At 61.4% G+C, this 20,341-nt stretch carries 17 protein-coding genes and 1 tRNA gene; 12 read left to right on the top strand and 6 right to left on the bottom strand.

Going from position 1 to position 20,341, the window contains the following annotated elements; translation table 11 throughout:
• Positions 1 to 12: 12 nt before the first annotated feature.
• Genes PMI04_RS11585 through PMI04_RS11595 form a run of 3 tightly spaced genes read right to left on the bottom strand, consistent with a single transcriptional unit; the run spans position 13 to position 3,614 of the window.
• Positions 13 to 810 carry an inositol monophosphatase family protein gene (locus PMI04_RS11585; protein WP_007705405.1) on the bottom strand — a complete coding sequence of 266 codons (798 nt, stop codon included), beginning with the start codon at positions 808 to 810 and terminating at the stop codon, positions 13 to 15.
• A 12-nt stretch (positions 811 to 822) separates the two neighbouring features.
• Positions 823 to 2,049, bottom strand: a complete 1,227-nt coding sequence (argJ, locus tag PMI04_RS11590; RefSeq protein ID WP_037485330.1) for a bifunctional glutamate N-acetyltransferase/amino-acid acetyltransferase ArgJ — start codon at positions 2,047 to 2,049, stop codon at positions 823 to 825.
• 50 nt (positions 2,050 to 2,099) lie between these two features.
• Entirely contained in the window at positions 2,100 to 3,614 is a 1,515-nt protein-coding gene (locus tag PMI04_RS11595; RefSeq protein WP_238535874.1) for a glycosyltransferase family 39 protein, read from the bottom strand.
• A gap of 256 nt (positions 3,615 to 3,870) precedes the next feature.
• Between PMI04_RS11595 and secA the strand changes: the two genes are divergently transcribed.
• Positions 3,871 to 6,615: a preprotein translocase subunit SecA gene (secA, locus tag PMI04_RS11600; protein WP_007705414.1), complete on the top strand. Its 2,745-nt coding sequence runs from the start codon at positions 3,871 to 3,873 to the stop codon at positions 6,613 to 6,615.
• Positions 6,616 to 6,951: 336 nt separating this feature from the next.
• Here the strand turns inward: secA and PMI04_RS11605 are convergent, their stop codons facing one another.
• Positions 6,952 to 7,341 carry a hypothetical protein gene (locus PMI04_RS11605; protein ID WP_007705417.1) on the bottom strand — a complete coding sequence of 130 codons (390 nt, stop codon included), beginning with the start codon at positions 7,339 to 7,341 and terminating at the stop codon, positions 6,952 to 6,954.
• A 28-nt stretch (positions 7,342 to 7,369) separates the two neighbouring features.
• Positions 7,370 to 7,459 (bottom strand) — tRNA-Ser (locus tag PMI04_RS11610).
• A gap of 365 nt (positions 7,460 to 7,824) precedes the next feature.
• On the opposite strand from PMI04_RS11610, the gene PMI04_RS11615 reads away from it, so the two are divergent.
• The 11 genes from PMI04_RS11615 (at position 7,825) to PMI04_RS11665 (ending at position 19,418) form a co-directional block, all read left to right on the top strand.
• A complete protein-coding gene (locus PMI04_RS11615) occupies positions 7,825 to 8,877 on the top strand; it encodes a lytic murein transglycosylase (protein WP_007705419.1) in 1,053 nt (350 codons plus the stop codon).
• A 37-nt stretch (positions 8,878 to 8,914) separates the two neighbouring features.
• Complete coding sequence (locus PMI04_RS11620) at positions 8,915 to 9,874, top strand: septal ring lytic transglycosylase RlpA family protein (RefSeq protein WP_238535875.1); 960 nt, start codon at positions 8,915 to 8,917, stop codon at positions 9,872 to 9,874.
• Between the two features lie 47 nt (positions 9,875 to 9,921).
• Positions 9,922 to 11,085, top strand: a complete 1,164-nt coding sequence (locus PMI04_RS11625; RefSeq protein ID WP_007705425.1) for a D-alanyl-D-alanine carboxypeptidase family protein — start codon at positions 9,922 to 9,924, stop codon at positions 11,083 to 11,085.
• A gap of 10 nt (positions 11,086 to 11,095) precedes the next feature.
• Positions 11,096 to 11,722 (top strand): dTMP kinase, encoded by a 627-nt coding sequence (gene tmk, locus PMI04_RS11630; RefSeq protein ID WP_007705428.1) that lies wholly within the window; start codon positions 11,096 to 11,098, stop codon positions 11,720 to 11,722.
• Positions 11,719 to 12,690, top strand: a complete 972-nt coding sequence (locus PMI04_RS11635) for an AAA family ATPase (RefSeq protein WP_007705430.1) — start codon at positions 11,719 to 11,721, stop codon at positions 12,688 to 12,690. The genes tmk and PMI04_RS11635 overlap by 4 nt, the downstream gene beginning before the upstream one ends.
• 43 nt (positions 12,691 to 12,733) lie before the next feature.
• Complete coding sequence (gene metG / locus PMI04_RS11640) at positions 12,734 to 14,302, top strand: methionine--tRNA ligase (RefSeq protein ID WP_007705433.1); 1,569 nt, start codon at positions 12,734 to 12,736, stop codon at positions 14,300 to 14,302.
• Between the two features lie 4 nt (positions 14,303 to 14,306).
• Entirely contained in the window at positions 14,307 to 15,095 is a 789-nt protein-coding gene (locus PMI04_RS11645) for a TatD family hydrolase (protein ID WP_007705435.1), read from the top strand.
• Complete coding sequence (locus PMI04_RS11650; protein ID WP_007705439.1) at positions 15,092 to 15,883, top strand: MBL fold metallo-hydrolase; 792 nt, start codon at positions 15,092 to 15,094, stop codon at positions 15,881 to 15,883. Before PMI04_RS11645 ends, PMI04_RS11650 begins: the two co-directional genes overlap by 4 nt.
• Entirely contained in the window at positions 15,880 to 16,533 is a 654-nt protein-coding gene (locus PMI04_RS11655) for a TIGR02281 family clan AA aspartic protease (protein ID WP_007705442.1), read from the top strand. The genes PMI04_RS11650 and PMI04_RS11655 overlap by 4 nt, the downstream gene beginning before the upstream one ends.
• A complete protein-coding gene (locus tag PMI04_RS11660; protein ID WP_007705445.1) occupies positions 16,530 to 17,837 on the top strand; it encodes an MFS transporter in 1,308 nt (435 codons plus the stop codon). Before PMI04_RS11655 ends, PMI04_RS11660 begins: the two co-directional genes overlap by 4 nt.
• A gap of 165 nt (positions 17,838 to 18,002) precedes the next feature.
• Positions 18,003 to 19,418 (top strand): ISNCY family transposase, encoded by a 1,416-nt coding sequence (locus PMI04_RS11665; protein WP_007705449.1) that lies wholly within the window; start codon positions 18,003 to 18,005, stop codon positions 19,416 to 19,418.
• 16 nt (positions 19,419 to 19,434) lie between these two features.
• Here the strand turns inward: PMI04_RS11665 and PMI04_RS11670 are convergent, their stop codons facing one another.
• Entirely contained in the window at positions 19,435 to 19,809 is a 375-nt protein-coding gene (locus PMI04_RS11670) for a hypothetical protein (protein WP_157178063.1), read from the bottom strand.
• Between the last annotated feature and the right edge of the window lie 532 nt (positions 19,810 to 20,341).

The following is a 20,341-nucleotide window of genomic DNA, read 5'->3' on the forward strand; positions in this document are numbered from 1 at the left end:
GTATTCCTTTGGTCAGGCGTAATAGGTCTTGGCCGCCAGATCCCACAGGCGCGGCGAAGACGCGCCCATCAGGCCCCGACGCTGTTCACCGACCCGATAGGCGCTGCCGTCGAGCCGCTGGCAGCAGCCCCCCGCTTCATTGACGAACAGGGTGCCGGCCGCATGGTCCCAAGGCAGCACGCGCGCGAAGATCGACACGTCATTCTGCCCCAGCACCAGCCGGGGATATTGCTCGGCGGCGCAACGGGGAATGTCCACCATGGTGAAAATAGCCTGCGACTTGCGCTCCATCTCGGCCCGTTCCTCGGCTTCCATGAAGATGGTAGAAATGGCCGCGATCGGCAGGTCGCCTTCACTTTCCTTCGCCATGATCCGTTCGCCATCGACATGGCTGCCGCCGCCCAGGGTCGCATGGCACAGCCGCCCGGTCAGCGGATCGAGGATCCAGCCGGCCAAAGTGGCGCCATTGTCGGCAAGCGCGATCATGATGCCGAAGGGCGGCTTGCCTGACGCGAAATTGCCGGTGCCGTCGATCGGATCGATGATCCAGTTGAGCCCGTCGCCGGCACGGTCGAGGATCGACGGGTCGGCCGCGCAAGCCTCCTCGCCGATGACCCCGGCTTCGGGCAGGATCGAGGCTAGCCCTTCGGCCAGCCGGATCTCGCTTTCCTTGTCGGCGATGGTGACGAAGTCGTTCGCCGCTTTTTCGCTAATCTCTTCCGCCGCCAGATTCTGGTAGCGGGGCATGACGATGTCGCGCCCGACCTGGCGCATCAGCGCGACGACGGGATCATGCAGTTCGACCATCATGCGCCGGTCCCCTTAGCTGCGATAGTCCGCGTTGATCGAGATATAGCCATGGGTCAGGTCGCAGGTCCACACCGTGGCGCGACCGTCGCCCAGACCGATGTCGACGCCGATGACGATATCCTGCCCCTTGAGATGGGCGGCCACCGGCGCCTCGTCATAGCCGTCCAGCGCCAGGCCGCCGGCGGCGACCTGGGTCGCGCCGAAGCGGATGGCGAGCTTGTCGCGCTCGGCCGGTTCGCCGGCCTTGCCGACGGCCATGACCACGCGACCCCAATTGGCGTCCTCGCCTGCGATCGCGGTCTTCACCAGCGGCGAATTGGCTATGGAGAGGGCAATGCGATGGGCGCTGGCATCGCTTTCGGCGCCCTCGACCGTGATTTCGATAAACTTGCTGGCGCCTTCGCCGTCGCGGACGACCAGATGGGCGAGTTGGCGGCACAGGTCGGACAAAGCGGCGGCGAAAGCGTCCGCGCCGGCGTCATCCATTGACACCAGCGGCGTATTAGTCGCCTTGCCGGTGGCAAAGGCCAGCACCGTGTCGCTGGTCGAGGTGTCGCTGTCGACCGTGATGCAGGAAAAGGTCCGCTTGTTGGCGGCCGAGAGCATCTGTTGCAACAGCGCCGGCTCGATCGCGGCATCGGTGAAGATATAGCCGAGCATCGTCGCCATGTCGGGCGCGATCATGCCCGACCCCTTGATGATGCCGACCAGATCGACACGGGTGTCGCCGATCATCGCCGAGACATGGGCGCCCTTGGCATAGGTGTCGGTGGTGCCGATCGTGTTCGCCGCATCCTCCCAGCCGCAGGGCGCGGCGATGAAGGCCGCTTCCAGGCCGGCCTCGGCCTTGTCGATCGGCAGCGGCACGCCGATCACGCCGGTCGAGGAGACGAAGATGTCGGACGGCTGGCAGGACAGGTGATTGGCGACCTTGGCGGCGATCGCTTCCACCGCCGCGCGGCCGCGATGACCGGTAAAGGCGTTGGCGTTGCCGGCATTGACGACGACGGCGCGGGCCTGGCCCAGCGGAATGGCGTCACGGCACCATTCGACCTCGGGCGAGGGGCATTTGCTCTGCGTCGTCACGCCGGCGACCGCCGTGCCCGCGTCCAGCTCGACATAGGTAAGGTCGCAGCGGTCCCAATTCTTGTATCGCGCCCGGGCAACCCGCAAGGTTACGCCGGCAACGGCGGGCAGGGCAGGGAAGGCAGCGGGGGCGAGGGGCGAGCGGTCTGTCATGGGGCGCGGCATGAGCGAAATCCCCCCTCCGTCAATGCCCGGTTCGGGCGCTAATCCCGCAGATAGAGGCGCCCGACGCCGTCCGGCATCGGAACCATATGATAGCCGCGCCGCAGGGCATAGCGGATCAGGCTTTCGTCGGGGCGCAACGGCAATTTCCGGGTGCCATTCTCATAGCCGGTCAGGATTGCAGCGGGCGGCGCGCGATCGAGATCGGGCAGCGTGGCCGGAGCCAGCATATGGAGGCGTCGTGCCTTGGCCGGGTCGATCGTCCAGCCGGTTCGATAGACAAAGGGGCCTGTCGCAGTGCGCGCGTCGATGGCCAGTCCGCTATCGACAGCAAGATGCGGCGACAGGGTCAGGACGGCATGGCCACCGGAGGCGCGGACCAGCCGACCCAGCCAATGGGCGTTGGCCTCCGCCTGCAACAGCGGTGCTCCGTGGCGCACGGCGGCGAAGTCGCGTATAGCGGGTAGCATCCCGGGAATGGTAGCAACGCACATCAGGGTGATCGCCCCTACGCGCAGGCGCTGCGGCCAGTGGCGGGCGTCATCCAACATATAGCCAAGCGCCAGTGCCAGCGGCGGCAAGAGCGGCATCAGATACTGGATTTGTGTCGGCGTGGGCAGCGCCGCCCCGATCAAGGCGCCGGCGGCCATCCAGATAGCGAGGCGGCGACCAGGCGAGCGGACACGTCCCCGCATCGCGAACCGGTTTGCAGCCTGCAGCAGAAGCGCCGCCAGCGCAGGCCCTTTCCACAGATATTTGAGGAGATCGGTTGCCTTCTCAAGCCCTCCCAGTTCATGGGCCGCCCCATTGGCGGCGTACCAGGCATGGGGCGCGGTCATACCATAAGTCAGCACGCCATAGACGAAGCCCTCCGGACCGGCGATCCAGCCAAGCAGGAGTGGCCCCATGCCTAGTATCGATCCGAATGCCAGCAGCATCGCGGCGCGCATGCCGCCCCGCCCGCCCGCCGTGATCACGAACAGACCGACGGCAAGGCCGAGCGGGGCAAAGTTCAGCTTGGTGGCGATCGCCAGGCCATAGAAAATACCCGCAGCGATCCAATGCCGGCCATTGCAGCGGCGCAGGGCCTGCAGGGTAATGAGCATGGCTGCCGATGCGAGCAGTGTCGCGAGCATGTCGTTGCGGACGACGCTGGCGGTGAACTGAAAGGCGGCCGTTGCAGCGACCAGCAATGTAGCAAGGGTGGCGCTGAACCGTGAAATGCCGGCGATGCGTTGCGCCACCGCGATCAGGCCGAGCGACGCCAGCGCCATGAGCGCCGTCGCAAGGCGCATCGCCAGGACCATGTGCCCAGGCGCCCACAGGCTGAGCGGTGCCAATGTCCAGGCATGCAAAGGCGGCTGAAGATAGGCAAAGTCCCGGAAGATCGTCAGTCGGGCGCTGAAATAGGCGCCGGCGACATACTGGCTTTCATCATGATCGAACGGGGCCGCGATGGCGGCAGCAAGGAACCATAAGGCCAGGATCGCGACAATCAGGCCTGCGACCGGCAGGCCGGGACGATCCGCCCGCGCCGTCGAAATGAAACGATACACCTTGCTTTCGCCCCTTGTTGTCGCCGCATCCTTGGAGAACAGGATGCCATTGCGCAAAATATTTTCGGTTATCCAGGCTGTCCCCGCGACGGCAGGACGGCATGGCACCGCAAAAGCCGCCCATGGGACAGGCATGTGACGACAATAGGACGCACGGCGCTTGATTGACTAACCGCCGTACCGTGCCTAAATCGCGGCGCATGTCTGCGTGTACGCCCCCTCGGGCGGGCGCGTCCCCATTTTGTCAGGAATTTGCATGTTCGGCGCACTCGCCAAGTCCATTTTCGGATCGTCCAACGAACGTTATGTGAAATCGCTGGGCAAGGTCATCGACCAGATCGCGTCCTTTGAACCTGCAGTCCAGGCAATGAGTGACGAGGAACTGGCGAACCAGACCGTCCGGTTCCGTGAGCGGCTGACCGGCGGCGAGACGCTTGACGACTTGCTGCCCGAAGCCTTCGCCACTGTGCGCGAGGCTGGCGTGCGCGTGCTGGGCATGCGTCATTTCGATGTCCAGATGATCGGGGGCATCGTGCTCCATCGCGGCGAGATTGCCGAGATGCGCACGGGCGAGGGCAAGACGCTGGTGGCGACGCTGGCAACCTATCTCAACGCACTGGAGGGCAAGGGCGTTCATGTCGTCACGGTGAACGACTATCTGGCCAGCCGCGACTGTGAGTGGATGGGCCAGATCTATCGTTTCCTGGGGCTCACCACCGGCGTGATCGTCCCCAACCTGTCGGAAGACCAGCGCCGCGAGGCCTATAATGCCGACATCACCTATGCGACCAACAACGAGCTGGGTTTCGATTATCTGCGCGATAATATGAAATATGACCGTGCCTCGATGGTCCAGCGGCCGTTCAACCACGCGATCGTTGACGAAGTCGATTCGATCCTGATCGACGAAGCCCGCACGCCGCTCATCATTTCCGGTCCGACCGACGACAAGTCGGAACTCTATGTCGCGGTCGATGCGATCGTGAAGCAGATGAACGATGCCGACTATGAGAAGGATGAGAAGCAGCGCACCGTCACGCTGACCGAGGACGGCACCGAGAAGATCGAACGCCTGCTGGAGACTGCGGGCCTTCTGCAGGGCAATAATCTCTACGATTTCGAGAACACCCAGGTCGTCCATCACGTCAACCAGGCGCTGCGCGCGGTCGTGATGTTCCGCCGTGACATCGACTATATCGTCAAGGACGGCAAAGTCGTCATCATCGACGAATTCACGGGTCGCATGATGGATGGCCGTCGCTGGTCGGACGGCCTGCATCAGGCGGTGGAAGCCAAGGAAGGCGTCAATATCGAGCCGGAGAACCAGACGCTGGCGTCGGTGACCTTCCAGAATTATTTCCGCATGTACCCCAAGATTTCGGGCATGACCGGTACCGCCTCGACCGAAGCGACCGAATTCTACGAAATCTACAAGATGAACGTCGTCACCATCCCCACCAACAAGCCGGTGCAGCGGATCGACGAGGAAGACAGCTTCTACAAGAATCTGGAAGACAAGTTCCGGGGCATTGCCAAGACCATCAAGGTCCATGCCGAGATCGGCCAGCCAGTGCTGGTTGGCACGGTGTCCATCGAAAAGTCGGAAATGCTGTCCGAATTCCTGAACCAGGAAGGCGTCAAGCATGCGGTGCTGAACGCCCGCTTCCATGAACGCGAAGCGCATATCGTGGCCCAGGCCGGGCGCAAGGGCGCGGTGACGATCGCCACCAATATGGCGGGTCGCGGCACCGACATTCAGCTCGGCGGCAATCTGGAGATGCGGGTCGAGGATGAACTGGCCGGCATGCCCGAGGGCGCCGAACGGGACGCCGCGATCGAGAAGATCAAGGCCGAGATCGTCGCTGAGAAGGCAGAGGTTCTGGCCGCCGGTGGCCTGTTCGTGCTGGCGACGGAGCGTCATGAGAGCCGGCGTATCGACAATCAGTTGCGCGGCCGTTCGGGGCGCCAGGGCGATCCCGGCCTGTCGCGCTTCTATCTCAGCCTCGACGACGATCTGATGCGCATCTTCGGACCGGACACGATGTTCGCCAAGATGATCCGGTCGAATCTGGAGGATGGCGAGGCATTGCCGCCGTCCAAGTGGCTAAGCAAGGCGATCGAAACCGCCCAGCGCAAGGTTGAAGCCCGCAATTACGACATCCGCAAGCAGGTCGTCGAATATGATGACGTGATGAATGACCAGCGCAAGGTCATCTATGAGCAGCGGGCGGACATCATGGATTCCCAGACCGTGGACGATGTCGTCATCGACATGCGGCACGAAACGGTCAACGATCTGGTCGGCGCATCCTGTCCTCCGGGCAGCTATCCCGAACAGTGGGATATGGAGACGCTCAAGGCGCGGACGGCCGCTATCCTTGGCCTGGAACCCGATTTCGACGCCTGGCTCGCCGAAGATGCGGTCGACCCGGAGATGATCGAGCAGCGCCTGTCGGCATTGGCCGACGCCACTGTTGCGGACAAGATCCAGGACATTGACGCCGCAGATTGGCACATGATCGAAAAGAGCATCCTGCTCCAGAGCCTCGACCATCATTGGAAGGAGCATCTTTCCACGCTCGATGCCCTGCGGCAGGTCGTGCATCTGCGCGCCTATGCGCAGAAAACCCCGATCAATGAATATAAGCAGGAAGCCTTTGCCCTGTTCGAGCGGATGCTGGAAAATATCCGTGAGGATGTGACCGGCTCGATCGCCCGTGTGCAATTCCGCATGGACAGCGCCGACGCGCTGCCGCCGCCGCAGTTCGATCTGCCGGTGCTGCCCGACTTCATCACCACGCATATCGACCCCTTCTCGGGCGAAGATAACAGTGCCGACATCGACGGCGGTCAGATCGCCGGGATCACGACCACGATTCCGCGTCCCCCGGTAGATAATGTGGCACCGGGCGAGTTCGCCAATCTCGATATCAGCCGCAATGCGCTATGCCCTTGCGGATCGGGCCAGAAGTACAAGCATTGCCATGGTGCGCTGAACTGATTGGCTGCTCATCGCAGAATAGTGAAGGGGGCGTGGTTCGACTGAACCGCGCCCCTTTTCACTATCAGGACAACTTCATTCATCATGGATCGGCCATCGGGCTAGCGGGGCACGGGCCGAGCATGTCGGCGGCGGCCATAGCCGCCATCAGTGTCGTCGCTCCGATCGACGAACCCGTGTCATCGCTGGAATCGCGATCGGCGGCATTTTGAGGCACGGGCCGGGCACCGCGATTGGCACAGGCAGATGCTACATTCCTTCCGCCTTGACGCTGCCAGCACCCTGCGCCTCTGAGCGCGGGGTGCTGCTGCGGTTTGCCCAGGTGCTTGGCCGGGCCTAACTCGCCCAGAGGAAGCGTACCAATGACATAGAAAGCGCAAAAACAAAGGCATATCCAAATCGGTCCAAGCTGACCAAATCCTGCCCTCGTCTGTCTCTAAATCGTCCGATCAACGTCATAAGAATGCCAGCGACGATCGGCGCGATGACTAGGTTTAGCGCCCGGAGGCGTGGGTTCGAAATGGACGAGTGGGGAAATATCCATAGGCTCAAACCGCCAGCCATTGATCCCCAAAGAACAAAGCCGATGGTCGACAGCACCGGATTTTTCGGTTTCTTCGCAGTGTCTGCGAGACTGTGAAAGCCCAGTTCAACGAGCAGTTCGACAACCATTTGGAGCAATATCTCGCCGAGAAACTGGAGAACGATCTCGAATATAAACTCCATTCGCTCGGTGCTCCACATTTCCCAGCGATGGCGGAAGCGGTGGGATTCGAACCCACGGTGAGCTTGCACCCACGGCGGTTTTCAAGACCGCTGCCTTAAACCACTCGGCCACACTTCCGTTGCGACGCTTCCTAGCGAACCCGGCCGCCAAGCCAAGCCTAAAATGGCATATGGCGATAATGCGATGAGAAAGGCCGATGCGCTCCCCGCCGCAAGGGGCAAGCGGGGAGCGTTTCCGGCAACTGTCGGGCACCAGAACCCGTTGGCACCTATGAAAGCTGCTGCGGTTCGTCATACCACTATTGGGGTATGATACCGAAAGTCCTGGTATTTTCCTGCTTCAATCACTGCGGATAGCGCCATTCGGGCGCGGAACGGCATATCAGTCACACTGGCGGGACATTCATCAGCTTTGCGCTCCGATGGCCGGCGGATGCGGTTAAGGGGTTTCGCCCGCCGCCATCCCTGTGCCACAAAAGGCGGATGGCAGATTCTCGGATTAGCTCGCTGGCCATTGCCCTGATGCTGGGTGTGGCGACCATGGTAGCCGGCGTCTGCACGCCATCCATCGCGATGGCGCAGGATGATGGTGACTTTCGCACCTATCTGGAATCGCTGCGTCCCAAGGCGCGGGCGATGGGTATCCGCGATTCAACGCTGGATGCGGTTTTCCCGACGCTGACGATCAATCCCCGCGTCGTCGCTTTGGACCAAAGTCAGCCGGGGGGCGGGGCTTATTCACCGATCCCGAATTTTGAACCCTATCGGCGTCAGCATGTCGATGCTGCCCGGATCAGCCGTGGCCGCAGCGTCTATGCGGCCAATCGCGCCCGCCTGCAGCGGATCGAAGCGGAAACCGGCGTGCCCGAGGAGATCATGGTCGCGATCTATGGCCATGAGACGAATTACGGCGCCTATACCGGCGATTTCGACCTGATCCGATCGCTGGCGACCCTGGCCCATGAAGGGCGTCGGCGCACATTGTTCGAGCCGGAACTGCTGGCGACGCTCAAGATGCTGGATAATGGCGTCCCGCGTAGTCGACTGGTCGGGAGTTGGGCCGGAGCCACCGGCTATCCCCAATTCCTACCGTCCGTCTATCTGCGCCTGGCAAAGGACGGCGATGGCGACGGCAAGGCGGACATATGGACCAGCGAGGCGGATGCGCTGGCGTCGATCGCCAATTATTTCGTGGCGGCGGGCTGGCGTCGCGGTCAGCCCTGGGGCGTGGCGGTCAGCGTTCCTGCCGGTTTCGATCGCGGGACGGTCGCGGCCCGGACCACGGCGCCGCGCTGCCCGCGCGTATTCAACCGGCACAGCCGCTGGCTCAGCATGGCAGAATGGCGCAAACTGGGTCTGTATCCCAGCAGCGGGATCTGGCCGGCGGATACGGTGTTGGCAACGCTGCTGGAGCCGGACGGGCCGGGTAAGACCGCCTATCTGCTGACCAGCAACTATCGCGCGATCCTGGATTATAATTGTTCCAATTTCTATGCTTTGTCTGTGGGGTTGCTGGCGGATGCGGTCAAACAATAGGTTCTGGATACTGGCTGGCTGCGGTGCGCTGACTTTTGTGACCAGCAGTGGACAGGCAGCTCCGCCACCATCGGCGCAGGCCGCTGCCGTCGACGGTCCGGCCACGACAGGGCCATCCTATCAGGTCGGCGGTGTCACCTACACGCCGGCCGATACCGCCAATTATGACGAGGTTGGCTATGTCGGCTGGTATGGCGACGATGCGTCCGGCAAGGTTACGGCCAATGGTGAGGCATTTCTGCCCGACGCCGTCACCGGCGCCCACAAGACGTTGCCGATGCCGAGCTATGTCGAGGTGACCGCGCTGGATAGCGGGCGCACCATCCTGGTGCGGATCAACGATCGCGGGCCATTGGCCAATGATAAGATTATCGCCTTGTCGCACGGCGCTGCCGAACAATTGGGTATCGTGAGCGGCAGCACGGCCGCTGTCCGGGTGCGTCGGGTCAATCCGCCGGAGCAGGAAAAAATCCTGTTGCGGTCCCATGGCCGCGCACCCGAGCGAATTGCCGCGCCGCCGGCCCTGATCAAGGCGTTGCGCCTTCGCCTGCCGCAATCACCGGTTGCGCCGGTCGCCCGCCCGGTGACGGCGGCATCGGCAACGGCGCCTGACAAAACAGCGGTTCTGCGGGCGGCCAGCCCGCTCCCGGCACGGCCAGGGGTTTCCTATGACGGCATCGCCAAGCCCGCACCCATGCCAGCCGCGCCGGCTTCTGTCCCAGCCAGATCGAGCGCGACGCCCGCGCCTGTAGCCTCGAAGCCGCCAGCGCCAGCCGCCAGCGGCGGCGGCTATGTAGTTCAGGTGGCTGCTCTTTCCTCGCGCAGCCGGGCCGACGCGCTGGCGCGGCAGATCGGCGCGCAGGTGGCGGAGGGCGCCGGCATGTGGCGCATCCGCTATGGTCCTTACCCAACCCAGGCGGCAGCGCAGGCCGGCATGAAGGCTGCTGCCGCGAAGGGCTTTGAGAATGCCCGGATCATGGCTAATGACGCGCGATAGGCATCGCGATCCGCCCAGCGAATCCATTCAGTCGAAGGCTTGAGTTCATGAAGAAATCCATTGCCGCCACCTTGTTCGTCGGCCTGCTGGCCCAGCCGCTGGTCGCCGCCGCGCCGCCCTACACCAGCGAGGCGCCGATCGCTTACATGAAGGATTTGTCGTCGGGCGCGGTGCTCTATGACAAGGGCGGCGAAACCAGGATGCCGCCGGCATCGCTCGCCAAGATGATGACGGCGCATGTCGCTTTCCGCCTGATCCAGAAGGGCGAACTCAAGCTCGACACGAAATTCACTGTCCGCCCCGAAACCTGGCAGAAGTGGCACGGCCCGCAGGCCGGTTCGACGATGTTCCTGTCGGCCGGCGAGCAGGTTTCGGTCGAAAACCTGCTGCACGGCATCGTGACGCTCTCGGGCAACGACGCCTGCGTGGTGCTGGCCGAGGGGATCGCCGGGACCGAACAGGCCTTTGTCGCGCTGATGAACGAGGAGGCCAGGCGCATGGGCCTTCGCAACAGCCATTTTGGCACCAGCAACGGCTGGCCGGATGAAGGCGTCACCTATGTGACCGCCGAGGATCTCGCCAAGCTGGCGCAGGGGACGATCGAGGAGACGCCTGACCTCTACAAGCGGTTCTACGCCACCCGGTCCTTCACCTGGGGCAAGACGATGGGCGGGTCGGACATTAATCAGGCCAATCGCAATCCCATCCTGGGCAAGATCCCCGGTGCGGACGGCCTCAAGACCGGGCACACCGAAGAGGCGGGTTTCGGCTTCACCGGATCGGCCGAGCAGGATGGCCGCCGGCTGGTGATGGTGGTTGCCGGCTTGCCGACCTTCAACGGCCGGATCACCGAGTCAGTCCGTTTTATGGACTGGGGCTTCAAGGCATGGAAGGCACAGCCGCTGTTCAAGAAAGGGCAGACGGTCGAGACGGCCGAGGTTCAGCTTGGCAGTGCCACCAGCGTCGCGCTGGTCGCGCCGCAGAACCTGGCCGTAACCTTGCCACGCACGGCATCGGCGAACGTCAATGTAAAGGTCGTCTATACCGGCCCGATCAAGGCGCCGATCGCCAAGGGGCAGAAGATTGCCGAACTGATCGTATCGACACCCGATACCCCGCCACAGGTGATGCCGCTTGTCGCGGGCGAGGATGTCGCCGAGGCGGGGATGTTCGGTCGCCTTTGGAACGGCCTGAAATCGCTGTTCGGTTGAGTTTGTTCGCGTGAACCCTGGCCGTTTCATCACCTTGGAGGGCGGCGAGGGCGCCGGCAAATCGACCCAGTTGCGCGCGCTGGCGGCGGCGCTGCGCGCGGGTGGCCTGGAGGTCGTCGAGACCCGTGAGCCGGGCGGCAGCGAAGGCGCAGAGGCCATTCGCGCCATGCTGTTGACGGGCGGGGATGATCGCTGGAGCCCGCGCGCGGAGGCGCTGATGTTTGCCGCGGCCCGCGCCGACCATATCGAGAAGACGATCCGGCCGGCATTGGCGCGCGGTGCCTGGGTCTTGTCCGACCGTTTTCTCGATAGTAGTCGCGCCTATCAGGGGCAGGGCGATCTGGACGACGCCGACATATTGACCCTGCACGCCCTAGGCAGCGCGGGCTTCCTGCCGGACCGGACATTATTTCTGCAGCTGCCGGCCGAGCAGGCCGAAGCACGGGCACTGATTCGGGACGGAACCGCATCCGATCGCATCGGGGGACGCGATCGCGATTTCCACCGGGCAGTTGCCGCAGCCTTCGTTCGTTTTGCGACCACGGAGCCAGAGCGCATTCGTACCATCGACGCCTCCGGCGATGCTGCTGATGTGACAGGACGCCTGCTGGCTGCACTGGCTGATCTGCTGCCATGACGTCATTGATCGGCCATGACGCGCAGGCCCGGATCATGATGGCGGCGGCGGCAAGCGGCCGCATACATCATGGCTGGATATTGAGCGGTCCCAGGGGCATCGGCAAGGGGAGTTTCGCTCGCGCTATCGCGTTGCGACTGCTGGCCGATGCGACGGGTCCGGGGGTGGCCAGCGATGGAATATATGTGCCGGAGGATCATCCGGTCCGTCGCCTGATCGATGCTGGCGCGCATCCCGATTATGTCGAGCTGGCACCGCTGGAAAAAGATGGCGTGACCGCGCGCAACATCAGCGTGGATCAGATACGTGGCCTGCAGCGGCTGATCCAGTCGGCCCCGTCGCTGTCGTCGCGCCGTATCGTCGTGATCGACAGCGCTGACGATCTGGAGCGCGGTGCAGCCAATGCCTTGCTCAAAAATCTCGAAGAGCCGCCGGCCGACATGATCTTCCTGCTGGTTAGCCATGCGCCGGGACGGCTCTTGCCCACGATCCGGTCGCGGTGCCGCACGATGCGCTTTGATCCGCTTACCGACGACGCCATGATGACGATCCTGCGCCGGGAGAATGGGGCGCTGGACGCGCATGAACTGGAGGCGCTGGTGCGGGCGGGCGAGGGGTCGCCGGGGCGGGCGATGCGCTATGCCGGGCTGGATCTTGCGGCGATAGAAAAATCTCTGTCGATGATCGCGCAAGACGGCGATCCGGGTAACAGACAACGCCTGCAACTTGCCAAAGCGCTGGGAACGAAGGCTGCGCGCCCGCGCTATGAGGCGTTTCTGGAGCGTGCACCCGCGTTCATCGCCCAGGCGGCCCGAACGCGGCAGGGCTCCCCCTTGGGCCATGCCCTCGATCATTGGGAAGCGGCCAGACAGTTGGCGGGGGGCGCGATCATCCTGTCTCTCGACCCCGGATCGGTCGTCTTCGAGCTTGCGGGGCATGTCGCGGCGCTCGCGCCAAGCGAGGGCTGAAAAGCCGCTTTTCGCGCGAGGCAACAGCGGCTAGGGAAGCTGCATGTCGAAGCCCTATACCATCACCACCGCCATCTCCTACCCCAATGGCCGCCCGCATATCGGCCACGCCTATGAGGTGATCGCGACCGATGCGATCGCCCGCTTTCAGCGCATGATGGGCCGCGATGTCTTCTTTCAGACCGGTACGGATGAACATGGCTTGAAAATGGCCCAGACGGCGCGCGGCCGGGGTATCGAGCCACGCGAACTGGCTGATGAAATGTCATCTTATTTCAAGGAAATGAATGACAATCTGAATATTAGCTATGATCGCTTCATCCGCACCAGCGAGCCAGACCATCATCGTGCCAGCCAGGCGATCTGGCAGGCGATGGAAGCCAATGGCGACCTGTATCTGGGCCGCTATGAAGGCTGGTATTCGGTTCGCGACGAAGCCTTTTATGACGAGAAGGAAATCACCGAGGGTGAAGGCGGCGCAAAGCTGTCGCCCCAGGGCACGCCGGTCGAATGGACGGTCGAGGAAAGCTGGTTCTTCCGCCTGTCCCATTATCAGGACAAGCTGCTGGAACTCTATAACAGCCAGCCGGACTTCATCCGCCCGGAAAGCCGCCGCAACGAAATTCTCCGTTTCGTCGAGGGTGGCCTTTCCGATCTCAGCATTTCACGCACCAGCTTCGACTGGGGGGTGAAGGTGCCCGGTGCCGATGGCCATGTGATGTATGTCTGGGTCGATGCGCTGACCAACTATATCACCGGCTGCGGTTATCCCGACGATGCCGAACGGATGGCGCGCTACTGGGCCGAAGGCGGCGATATCACCCATATCATCGGCAAGGATATCGTGCGGTTTCATACGGTTTATTGGCCGGCTTTCCTGATGAGCGCGAAGTTGCCGCTCCCCAAGCAGGTCTTTGGTCACGGCTTCCTGCTGAACCGTGGCGAGAAGATGTCCAAGTCGGTCGGCAATGTTGCCGATCCGCTGGAACTGGCGGAGCGCTTCGGGGTCGACCAGTTGCGCTATTTCCTGCTGTCCGAAGTGACTTTCGGCAATGACGGCAGCTACAGCGCGGAAGCCATCGTTCAACGTTCCAACAGCGACCTGGGCAATGCCTTTGGCAATCTGGCCCAGCGTACGCTGAGTTTCATCGCGAAAAATCTGGAAGGCCACCTGCCGGCAATCAACGGCCATGACGCGGCTGATGCGGAACTGTTTGCACTGATCGACAAGGTCGTGCGCGGGGACATGCCAGCCGCCATGGGCGACCTTGCGCCGTCGGTCGCGATCGACGCCTGGCTGCGCGCCGCCTTCGCCTGCAACCAATATATCGATGCACAGGCGCCCTGGTCGCTGCGCAAGACCGACCCGCAGCGGATGGAGACGGTGCTGGCTACGCTCTACATTTCGATCGCCCAACTGGCGGTCGCGATCCAGCCGGTGATCCCGGCCAGCGCCACGGCCTTGCTCGACCATATGGGCGTACCGGCGGACAAGCGCAGCTATGACGCGATCGGCGATCATTGGTACAGCAGCCTGGCCGAAAGCGATTTCGTGCTGGCTGCGCCCAAGCCGCTCTTCCCGCGCCTGGAATTGACCGAAGCGGACGCCTGACATCATGCTGATCGACAGTCACTGCCACCTCAATTACAAGGGGTTGATCGAGGATCAGCAGAATGTGCTGGAACGTGCCCGCAGCACCGGTGTTGACCTGATGCTCAACATCGCCACCCGAGAGAGCGAATGGGATGATGTGCTCGGCACCGCCGTGCGCGAGGCGGATGTCTGGGCGACGGTCGGCATCCATCCGCATGAAGCGGATGAGCACTCCCATGTCGACACGGCCAAGCTGGTCGAGCGTGCGGCCCATCCGCGCGTCGTCGGCATCGGCGAGACCGGCCTTGATTATTATTATGATCATAGCGACCGCGAGCGGCAGCAGAAGAGCTTCCGCAGCCACATTGCGGCTTGCCGCGAGACCGGCCTGCCGCTGATCGTTCATACCCGCGACGCGGAAGAGGATACGCTGGCGATCCTGCGCGACGAGATGGGGAAGGGGCCTTATGGCGGCGTTATCCACTGTTTCACCGCCAGCGGCGCCTTTGCCGATGCCGCGCTGGAACTGGGCTTTTATATCAGCATTTCGGGTATCGTGACCTTCAAAAGCGCGAAGGATTTGCAGGAAACCGCTGCTCGCCTACCGCTCGATCGGCTGCTGGTGGAAACGGATTCGCCTTTCCTCGCCCCCGTACCCCATCGTGGCAAAGCATGTGAACCGGCCTTCGTGGCCGACACGGCCCGTTTCCTCGCGAACCTGCGTGGCGAGCGCGTCGAGGAACTGGCGGCGGCAACCTCAAGCAATTTCCTCCGCCTCTTTTCCAAGATTGAGGGCCAACTGCAGGCATGAGCCTCAAGCTGACCATCCTTGGCAGCGGCACATCCTCCGGGGTCCCCCGGATCGGCAATGATTGGGGCGCCTGCGACCCGCAAGAACCAAAGAACCGGCGTACACGCGTCTCGATCCTGGTGGAGAGCGCAACGACACGTATCCTGGTCGACACATCGCCGGACATGCGGGCGCAGTTGCTGGCGGCTGGCGTGATCGACATTCACGCGATCCTGTGGACCCACGACCATGCCGACCACAGCCACGGCATCGACGATGTTCGCCAACTATTCCATCATCGTGGCGCCCCGATCCCGGGCTATGCCCGCGCCCAGACCATGCGGCTGCTGAAAGATCGCTTTGGCTATGCCTTTGCAGGGAAGGGGGGCTATCCGCCGATCATCACCGGGCATGACCTGCCCGATGGGCTGCGGATCGGCGACATCGACGTGGCCTGTACCGACATGCCGCATGGCGATATCTACTCGACCGGCTTTCGCTTCAGTCATGACAACAGCCATGTTGGATATGCCACGGATTTTCATTCGATAACGCCCGATATGCTGGCCCTATTCGACAGTCTCGATATCTGGGTGGTCGATGCGCTGCGGGAGCGGCCGCATCCCACCCATGCCCATCTGGAAATGACATTGGACGGCATCAGGGCGACGAGACCTGCGCGCGCAATCCTGACCCATATGGACCAGAGCATGGATTATGCGACCCTGTGCGCGACTCTGCCAAAAGGCGTGGAGCCGGGTTATGATGGACTGGTTATCGATCTGAAGAGAGGAGAGACGCGCGGATGAACGGCACGGATCAGGCGATGTCCAGCCTCTGGTACCTGCTCGCCCTGGTCCTGGTCGGATCCGCGCTCATCGGACGCCGGATTGCGTTGGGCAGCTTCGTCCGTATGGCGCTGCTCTGGGTGCTGATCTTCGGCGCGTTGCTGGGCCTCTTCACGGTCGCTCAGAAGAGTGGATTGCTTCCCCAGAAATTCGCGGCGGAAGGCGATAGGCTGATCCAGCCCGAAACCAGTGTGCAATCCTTGCCGCAACCGCCACAGCCGCCAAAGCCCATCCAGTCCGACGGACAATTGGTGCGCATTCCGGTGGCATCCGACGGTCATTATTGGGTGGATGGCACGATCAACGGCATGCCCGTCCGCTTCCTGATCGACAGTGGCGCGACCATCACGGCCTTGTCGGAAAATACGGCACGCGCGACCGGGCTGAATATTGACATGAACATGCCGCCCATTTCCCTCAACACCGCCAATGGCAAGATCGAGGCACACCGTGCCAGCATCGCGACCCTCGCAGTTGGCCCGCTGCGGGCCAGCGATGTTGAGGTCGTGGTCTCGCCAGCCCTGGGCGACGTCAATGTCATCGGCATGAACATCCTATCCCGACTCAAGAGCTGGAGCGTTGAAAATGGTGAAATGGTGCTGACACCATGACGTCACATAAGAGGCTGAATGCGGGGGCGCCCGACCAGAAGGCGCGGCTCAAGGCGATCATTGGCGGCTCCACCGGCAATCTGGTGGAATGGTATGACTGGTATGCCTATGCCGCCTTCACCCTCTATTTCGCGCCACATTTCTTTCCGAGCGAGGATCGCACCGCGCAGTTGTTGAGCGCCGCAGGGATCTTTGCCGTGGGCTTCCTGATGCGACCGATCGGCGCCTGGCTGATGGGCGTTTATGCCGATCGCCATGGCCGCAAGAGCGGGCTCACCTTGTCCGTCTCGCTGATGTGTGCAGGATCGCTGCTGATCGCGGTGACGCCAGGCTATGAGGTGATCGGCGTCGGAGCACCATTGCTCCTCGTCCTTGCCCGACTGATGCAGGGCCTGTCCATCGGCGGCGAATATGGCGCCAGCGCGACCTACCTCACCGAAATGGCCGGTAAGGATCGGCGCGGCTTCTATTCCAGCTTTCAATATGTGACGCTTATCGCCGGACAGTTGGTCGCGATCTGCGTCTTGCTGCTGCTGCAGTCGGTCCTCACCGAAGCCCAGCTCGACGCCTGGGGCTGGCGTATTCCCTTTGCCATTGGCGGCGCGCTTGCCGTGGTCGTGTTCTGGCTGCGTCGGGGATTGGCCGAAACACAGAGCTATGAAGTTGCCAAGGCCGAGGGCGCGCCCAAATCGGGTTTCATCGAACTGGTTACCAACCATCCGCGCGAGACGTTGACGGTGATGCTCCTGACCGCGGGCGGGACCATCGCCTTCTATGCCTATTCCATCTATATGCAGAAATTCCTCGTCAATACGGCCGGATTTTCACGAGGAACGGCCTCGGAAATCAACGGCATAACCCTGTTTATTTTCATGCTGCTGCAACCGATGGCCGGGGCCTTGTCCGACAGGATCGGGCGCAAGCCGCTGATGGTCAGCTTCGGCATATTGGGCCTGCTCTGCACATATCCGATCTTTGCAACCCTGGCTGTAACCCGCAATCCGCTGGTGGCCGGGTTGCTGGTCATGGCCGGGCTGGTCATCGTCACTGGCTATACCTCGATCAATGCGGTGGTGAAGGCGGAATTGTTTCCAGCCCATATCCGCGCGCTGGGCGTGGCGCTGCCTTATGCCTTGGCCAATACCTTGTTCGGCGGCACGGCGGAATTTGTCGCGCTCTGGTTCAAGCAGGCCGGGATCGAGTCTGCTTTCTACGTCTATGTGAGCGTGATGATCGCCATCTCGTTGGTGGTCTATATCCGCATGCGGGATACCCGAACGCATAGCCGGATCAGGGAGGATTGAGATTGCCCCCGGCAATCCCGTTCCATTTGAATTTAACATAATATATATTATCGAACTTAAATGGATGTAGGAGCTAGTTCGAAACCGGACTCCTGCGCAACTTCGAAACTGGACTCTGGCTTCCCACCGCCCCGGACATCCAACCGGGCTTGAGGAGGTTTGAGAATGTCGAACGACGACCAATGCGAGCCTCTAAATGATGAGGAAACATACGAAAGCAGTGCGATCCGCGCTTATCTCCGCAAGGAACTCAAAGCGTCCGATTTGATGGCATCGCTGGGTGTGTCACGATCGCACATGTTCGCACTCATCAAGCGGTTCCGGGAGTCTGGTCAGGAAGCACTGATCTCGAAAAAATACGGCAATAGGAACCGAGCGCGACCCGACGGCGAGAAAGAGCGCATTCTCGGAATTGTTCGTTCGCAATACGCGGACTTCGGTCCGACCCTAGCACACGAAAAGCTGGTCGAAGATCATGGCGAAAGGCTTTCAGTCGAGACGCTCCGTAAATGGATGAAGGCGGATGGCCTTTGGACAGATCGTGCCGGTCGGAAGCCCAGGATCCATCAATCGAGAAAGCCCCGCCCCCGCCGTGGCGAACTCGTACAGGTCGACGGCTCTTATCATCGCTGGTTTGAAAAGCGTGGTCCTGAATGCTGCCTTATTGTCTTCATCGATGACGCCACGAGTGAACTCATGCACCTTGAGTTTGTCGATCACGAGAGTTCCTACAACTACATGAACTGCTTGAGGCGCTATCTCAATCGGTTCGGATGCCCCGAAGCCCTCTTCTCTGATCGCCACAGCGTATTTCGCGTCGCAAACGCTACAAAAGATGGCGACGTAAACGACACCCAGTTCTCCCGGGCATGTAAGCGTATCGGCATCAAAGTAATTTGTGCGAAGACTCCGCAGGCAAAAGGACGCGTCGAGCGAGCAAATCGCACCTTGCAGGACCGACTGATCAAGGAAATGCGACTACGCAAGATATCCACGATGACAGAGGGAAACGCCTATTTACCAGAATACATGGCCGATCATAATAAGCTATTTTCTCGCGTTCCGGAAAGTGAGGAAAATGCGCATAAGCCCTTGCCTAACGAGAGTATCGACTCTCTTCTTACATATACCGATCAGCGTAAGGTCTTCAAAGACCTGTCTGTGTCCTTCAACAAAATGCGCTTCATTCTTGAGGATAGTGACGCAAGCCGTCGCGCCATCGGGAACCGGGTAACGGTCGCTGTGAGCTTAGAAGGTGACATTGACATCCTGTTTCAGGAAATCCCCCTCTCCTACACTGTGTTCGACAAAATTAGGCGAGTGCCGCAAGGGCCCGATATTGTCGATCACAAGCGCCTGAACGCCGCGCTTGAGCTCGCTGCAGGCATCGCGGACGTCGAACCGCACCACTTTAAGCGTAATAACCACATGCTAGCCGGCTTCAGGAAACATTTTCAGAACCCCACAGACCCGACAAGCGTGTCCCTACAGGAAGCGCCGCCTAAGATCAGGAAGCATCACGGTGGCCGAGCACGTGGCCCGCTCCGGCAACATCCGATTGTTATCGTAGGGCGCAACTGACATTATCCACGTTGTCCTAGGATCGATCTACCTTCCCTAGCGTGCCGTCTGGCAGCATTCTTAAGGTGACGGTGGGACTTCGGTCGACAATTGAGCCATCGCCACGGTGCCGCTCGCAGAGCGTCTCGTAATAGTGGCTATTGACCGTTAGGCGTCCCGCCTCGCCACATCGCTCGCAGGACCTGGCTGATTGCCGCGAAGCATCATCGATCAGAGCAAGAACCTCAGGCGTAGCTTGATCAACATAGACCCTCAGCGTGCCGAATTTTTGTTTGGCGTCTCTAACTTTGGTTCTTGGGGCGACCTCACTGATCGCGTTAATCAAGCCGTCGAATAGCTGCCGCCAGCCTTCTGGAATGTGATCGCGCCAGAGAGAGTTGTCGAACGCCATAGGGGTTGCCTCGTCAGTGCCTGCTGCTGCCCAAATAGCACTATTCTTCGCCAGCCTCAGCCGACTGGGAAAATATCGCGGAATGAGTGCGTAAGTCCGATCGCGAATTCCAGAAAAGTCCTTCAATCGGACACACTGGAGGCAAAATTAAACTCGCAGCGTAATTCTAAGCGGTGAAGGTTTAATATTCAATTTTCCTCCCCCTTATCGTTGCCTTTGTCGTGTGTTGACCGCAGACGTTTGCCGATGACAATAAGTCTCAAATTCTGATCAGCGGTATCAGAACGATTGGAGTTGTTGGGCGTATGATCGACGATAAGCGGCATGCTCGGATTAAGAGCGCGCTGATGCTCCGGGGGACTTCTCTGTCGAGTATCGCCCGCGACTTAGGGGTCTCACCTGGGACGGTATCTATCGTGAGCCGGGGGTTTCGGCGAAGTCGGCGGATCGAAGCTGCGATCGCGAAGGCGCTAGAAGCGTCGCCGAAAGACATCTGGCCAGATCGTTATGCCGATGGCGCAAACAAGGGAGA

This window comes from Sphingobium sp. AP49, from assembly GCF_000281715.2.
In the GTDB taxonomy this organism is placed as follows: domain Bacteria; phylum Pseudomonadota; class Alphaproteobacteria; order Sphingomonadales; family Sphingomonadaceae; genus Sphingobium.

Coding starts and splice junctions, on each gene's coding strand:
- PMI04_RS11625 (WP_007705425.1), top strand. CDS start 9,922: ATGAAGAAATCCATTGCCGCCACCTTGTTCGTCGGCCTGCTGGCCCAG.
- PMI04_RS11585 (WP_007705405.1), bottom strand. CDS start 810: ATGATGGTCGAACTGCATGATCCCGTCGTCGCGCTGATGCGCCAGGTC.
- PMI04_RS11645 (WP_007705435.1), top strand. CDS start 14,307: ATGCTGATCGACAGTCACTGCCACCTCAATTACAAGGGGTTGATCGAG.
- PMI04_RS11655 (WP_007705442.1), top strand. CDS start 15,880: ATGAACGGCACGGATCAGGCGATGTCCAGCCTCTGGTACCTGCTCGCC.
- PMI04_RS11605 (WP_007705417.1), bottom strand. CDS start 7,341: ATGGAGTTTATATTCGAGATCGTTCTCCAGTTTCTCGGCGAGATATTG.
- PMI04_RS11635 (WP_007705430.1), top strand. CDS start 11,719: ATGACGTCATTGATCGGCCATGACGCGCAGGCCCGGATCATGATGGCG.
- argJ (WP_037485330.1), bottom strand. CDS start 2,049: ATGACAGACCGCTCGCCCCTCGCCCCCGCTGCCTTCCCTGCCCTGCCC.
- PMI04_RS11650 (WP_007705439.1), top strand. CDS start 15,092: ATGAGCCTCAAGCTGACCATCCTTGGCAGCGGCACATCCTCCGGGGTC.
- PMI04_RS11665 (WP_007705449.1), top strand. CDS start 18,003: ATGTCGAACGACGACCAATGCGAGCCTCTAAATGATGAGGAAACATAC.
- secA (WP_007705414.1), top strand. CDS start 3,871: ATGTTCGGCGCACTCGCCAAGTCCATTTTCGGATCGTCCAACGAACGT.
- metG (WP_007705433.1), top strand. CDS start 12,734: ATGTCGAAGCCCTATACCATCACCACCGCCATCTCCTACCCCAATGGC.
- PMI04_RS11615 (WP_007705419.1), top strand. CDS start 7,825: ATGGCAGATTCTCGGATTAGCTCGCTGGCCATTGCCCTGATGCTGGGT.
- PMI04_RS11660 (WP_007705445.1), top strand. CDS start 16,530: ATGACGTCACATAAGAGGCTGAATGCGGGGGCGCCCGACCAGAAGGCG.
- PMI04_RS11670 (WP_157178063.1), bottom strand. CDS start 19,809: ATGGCGTTCGACAACTCTCTCTGGCGCGATCACATTCCAGAAGGCTGG.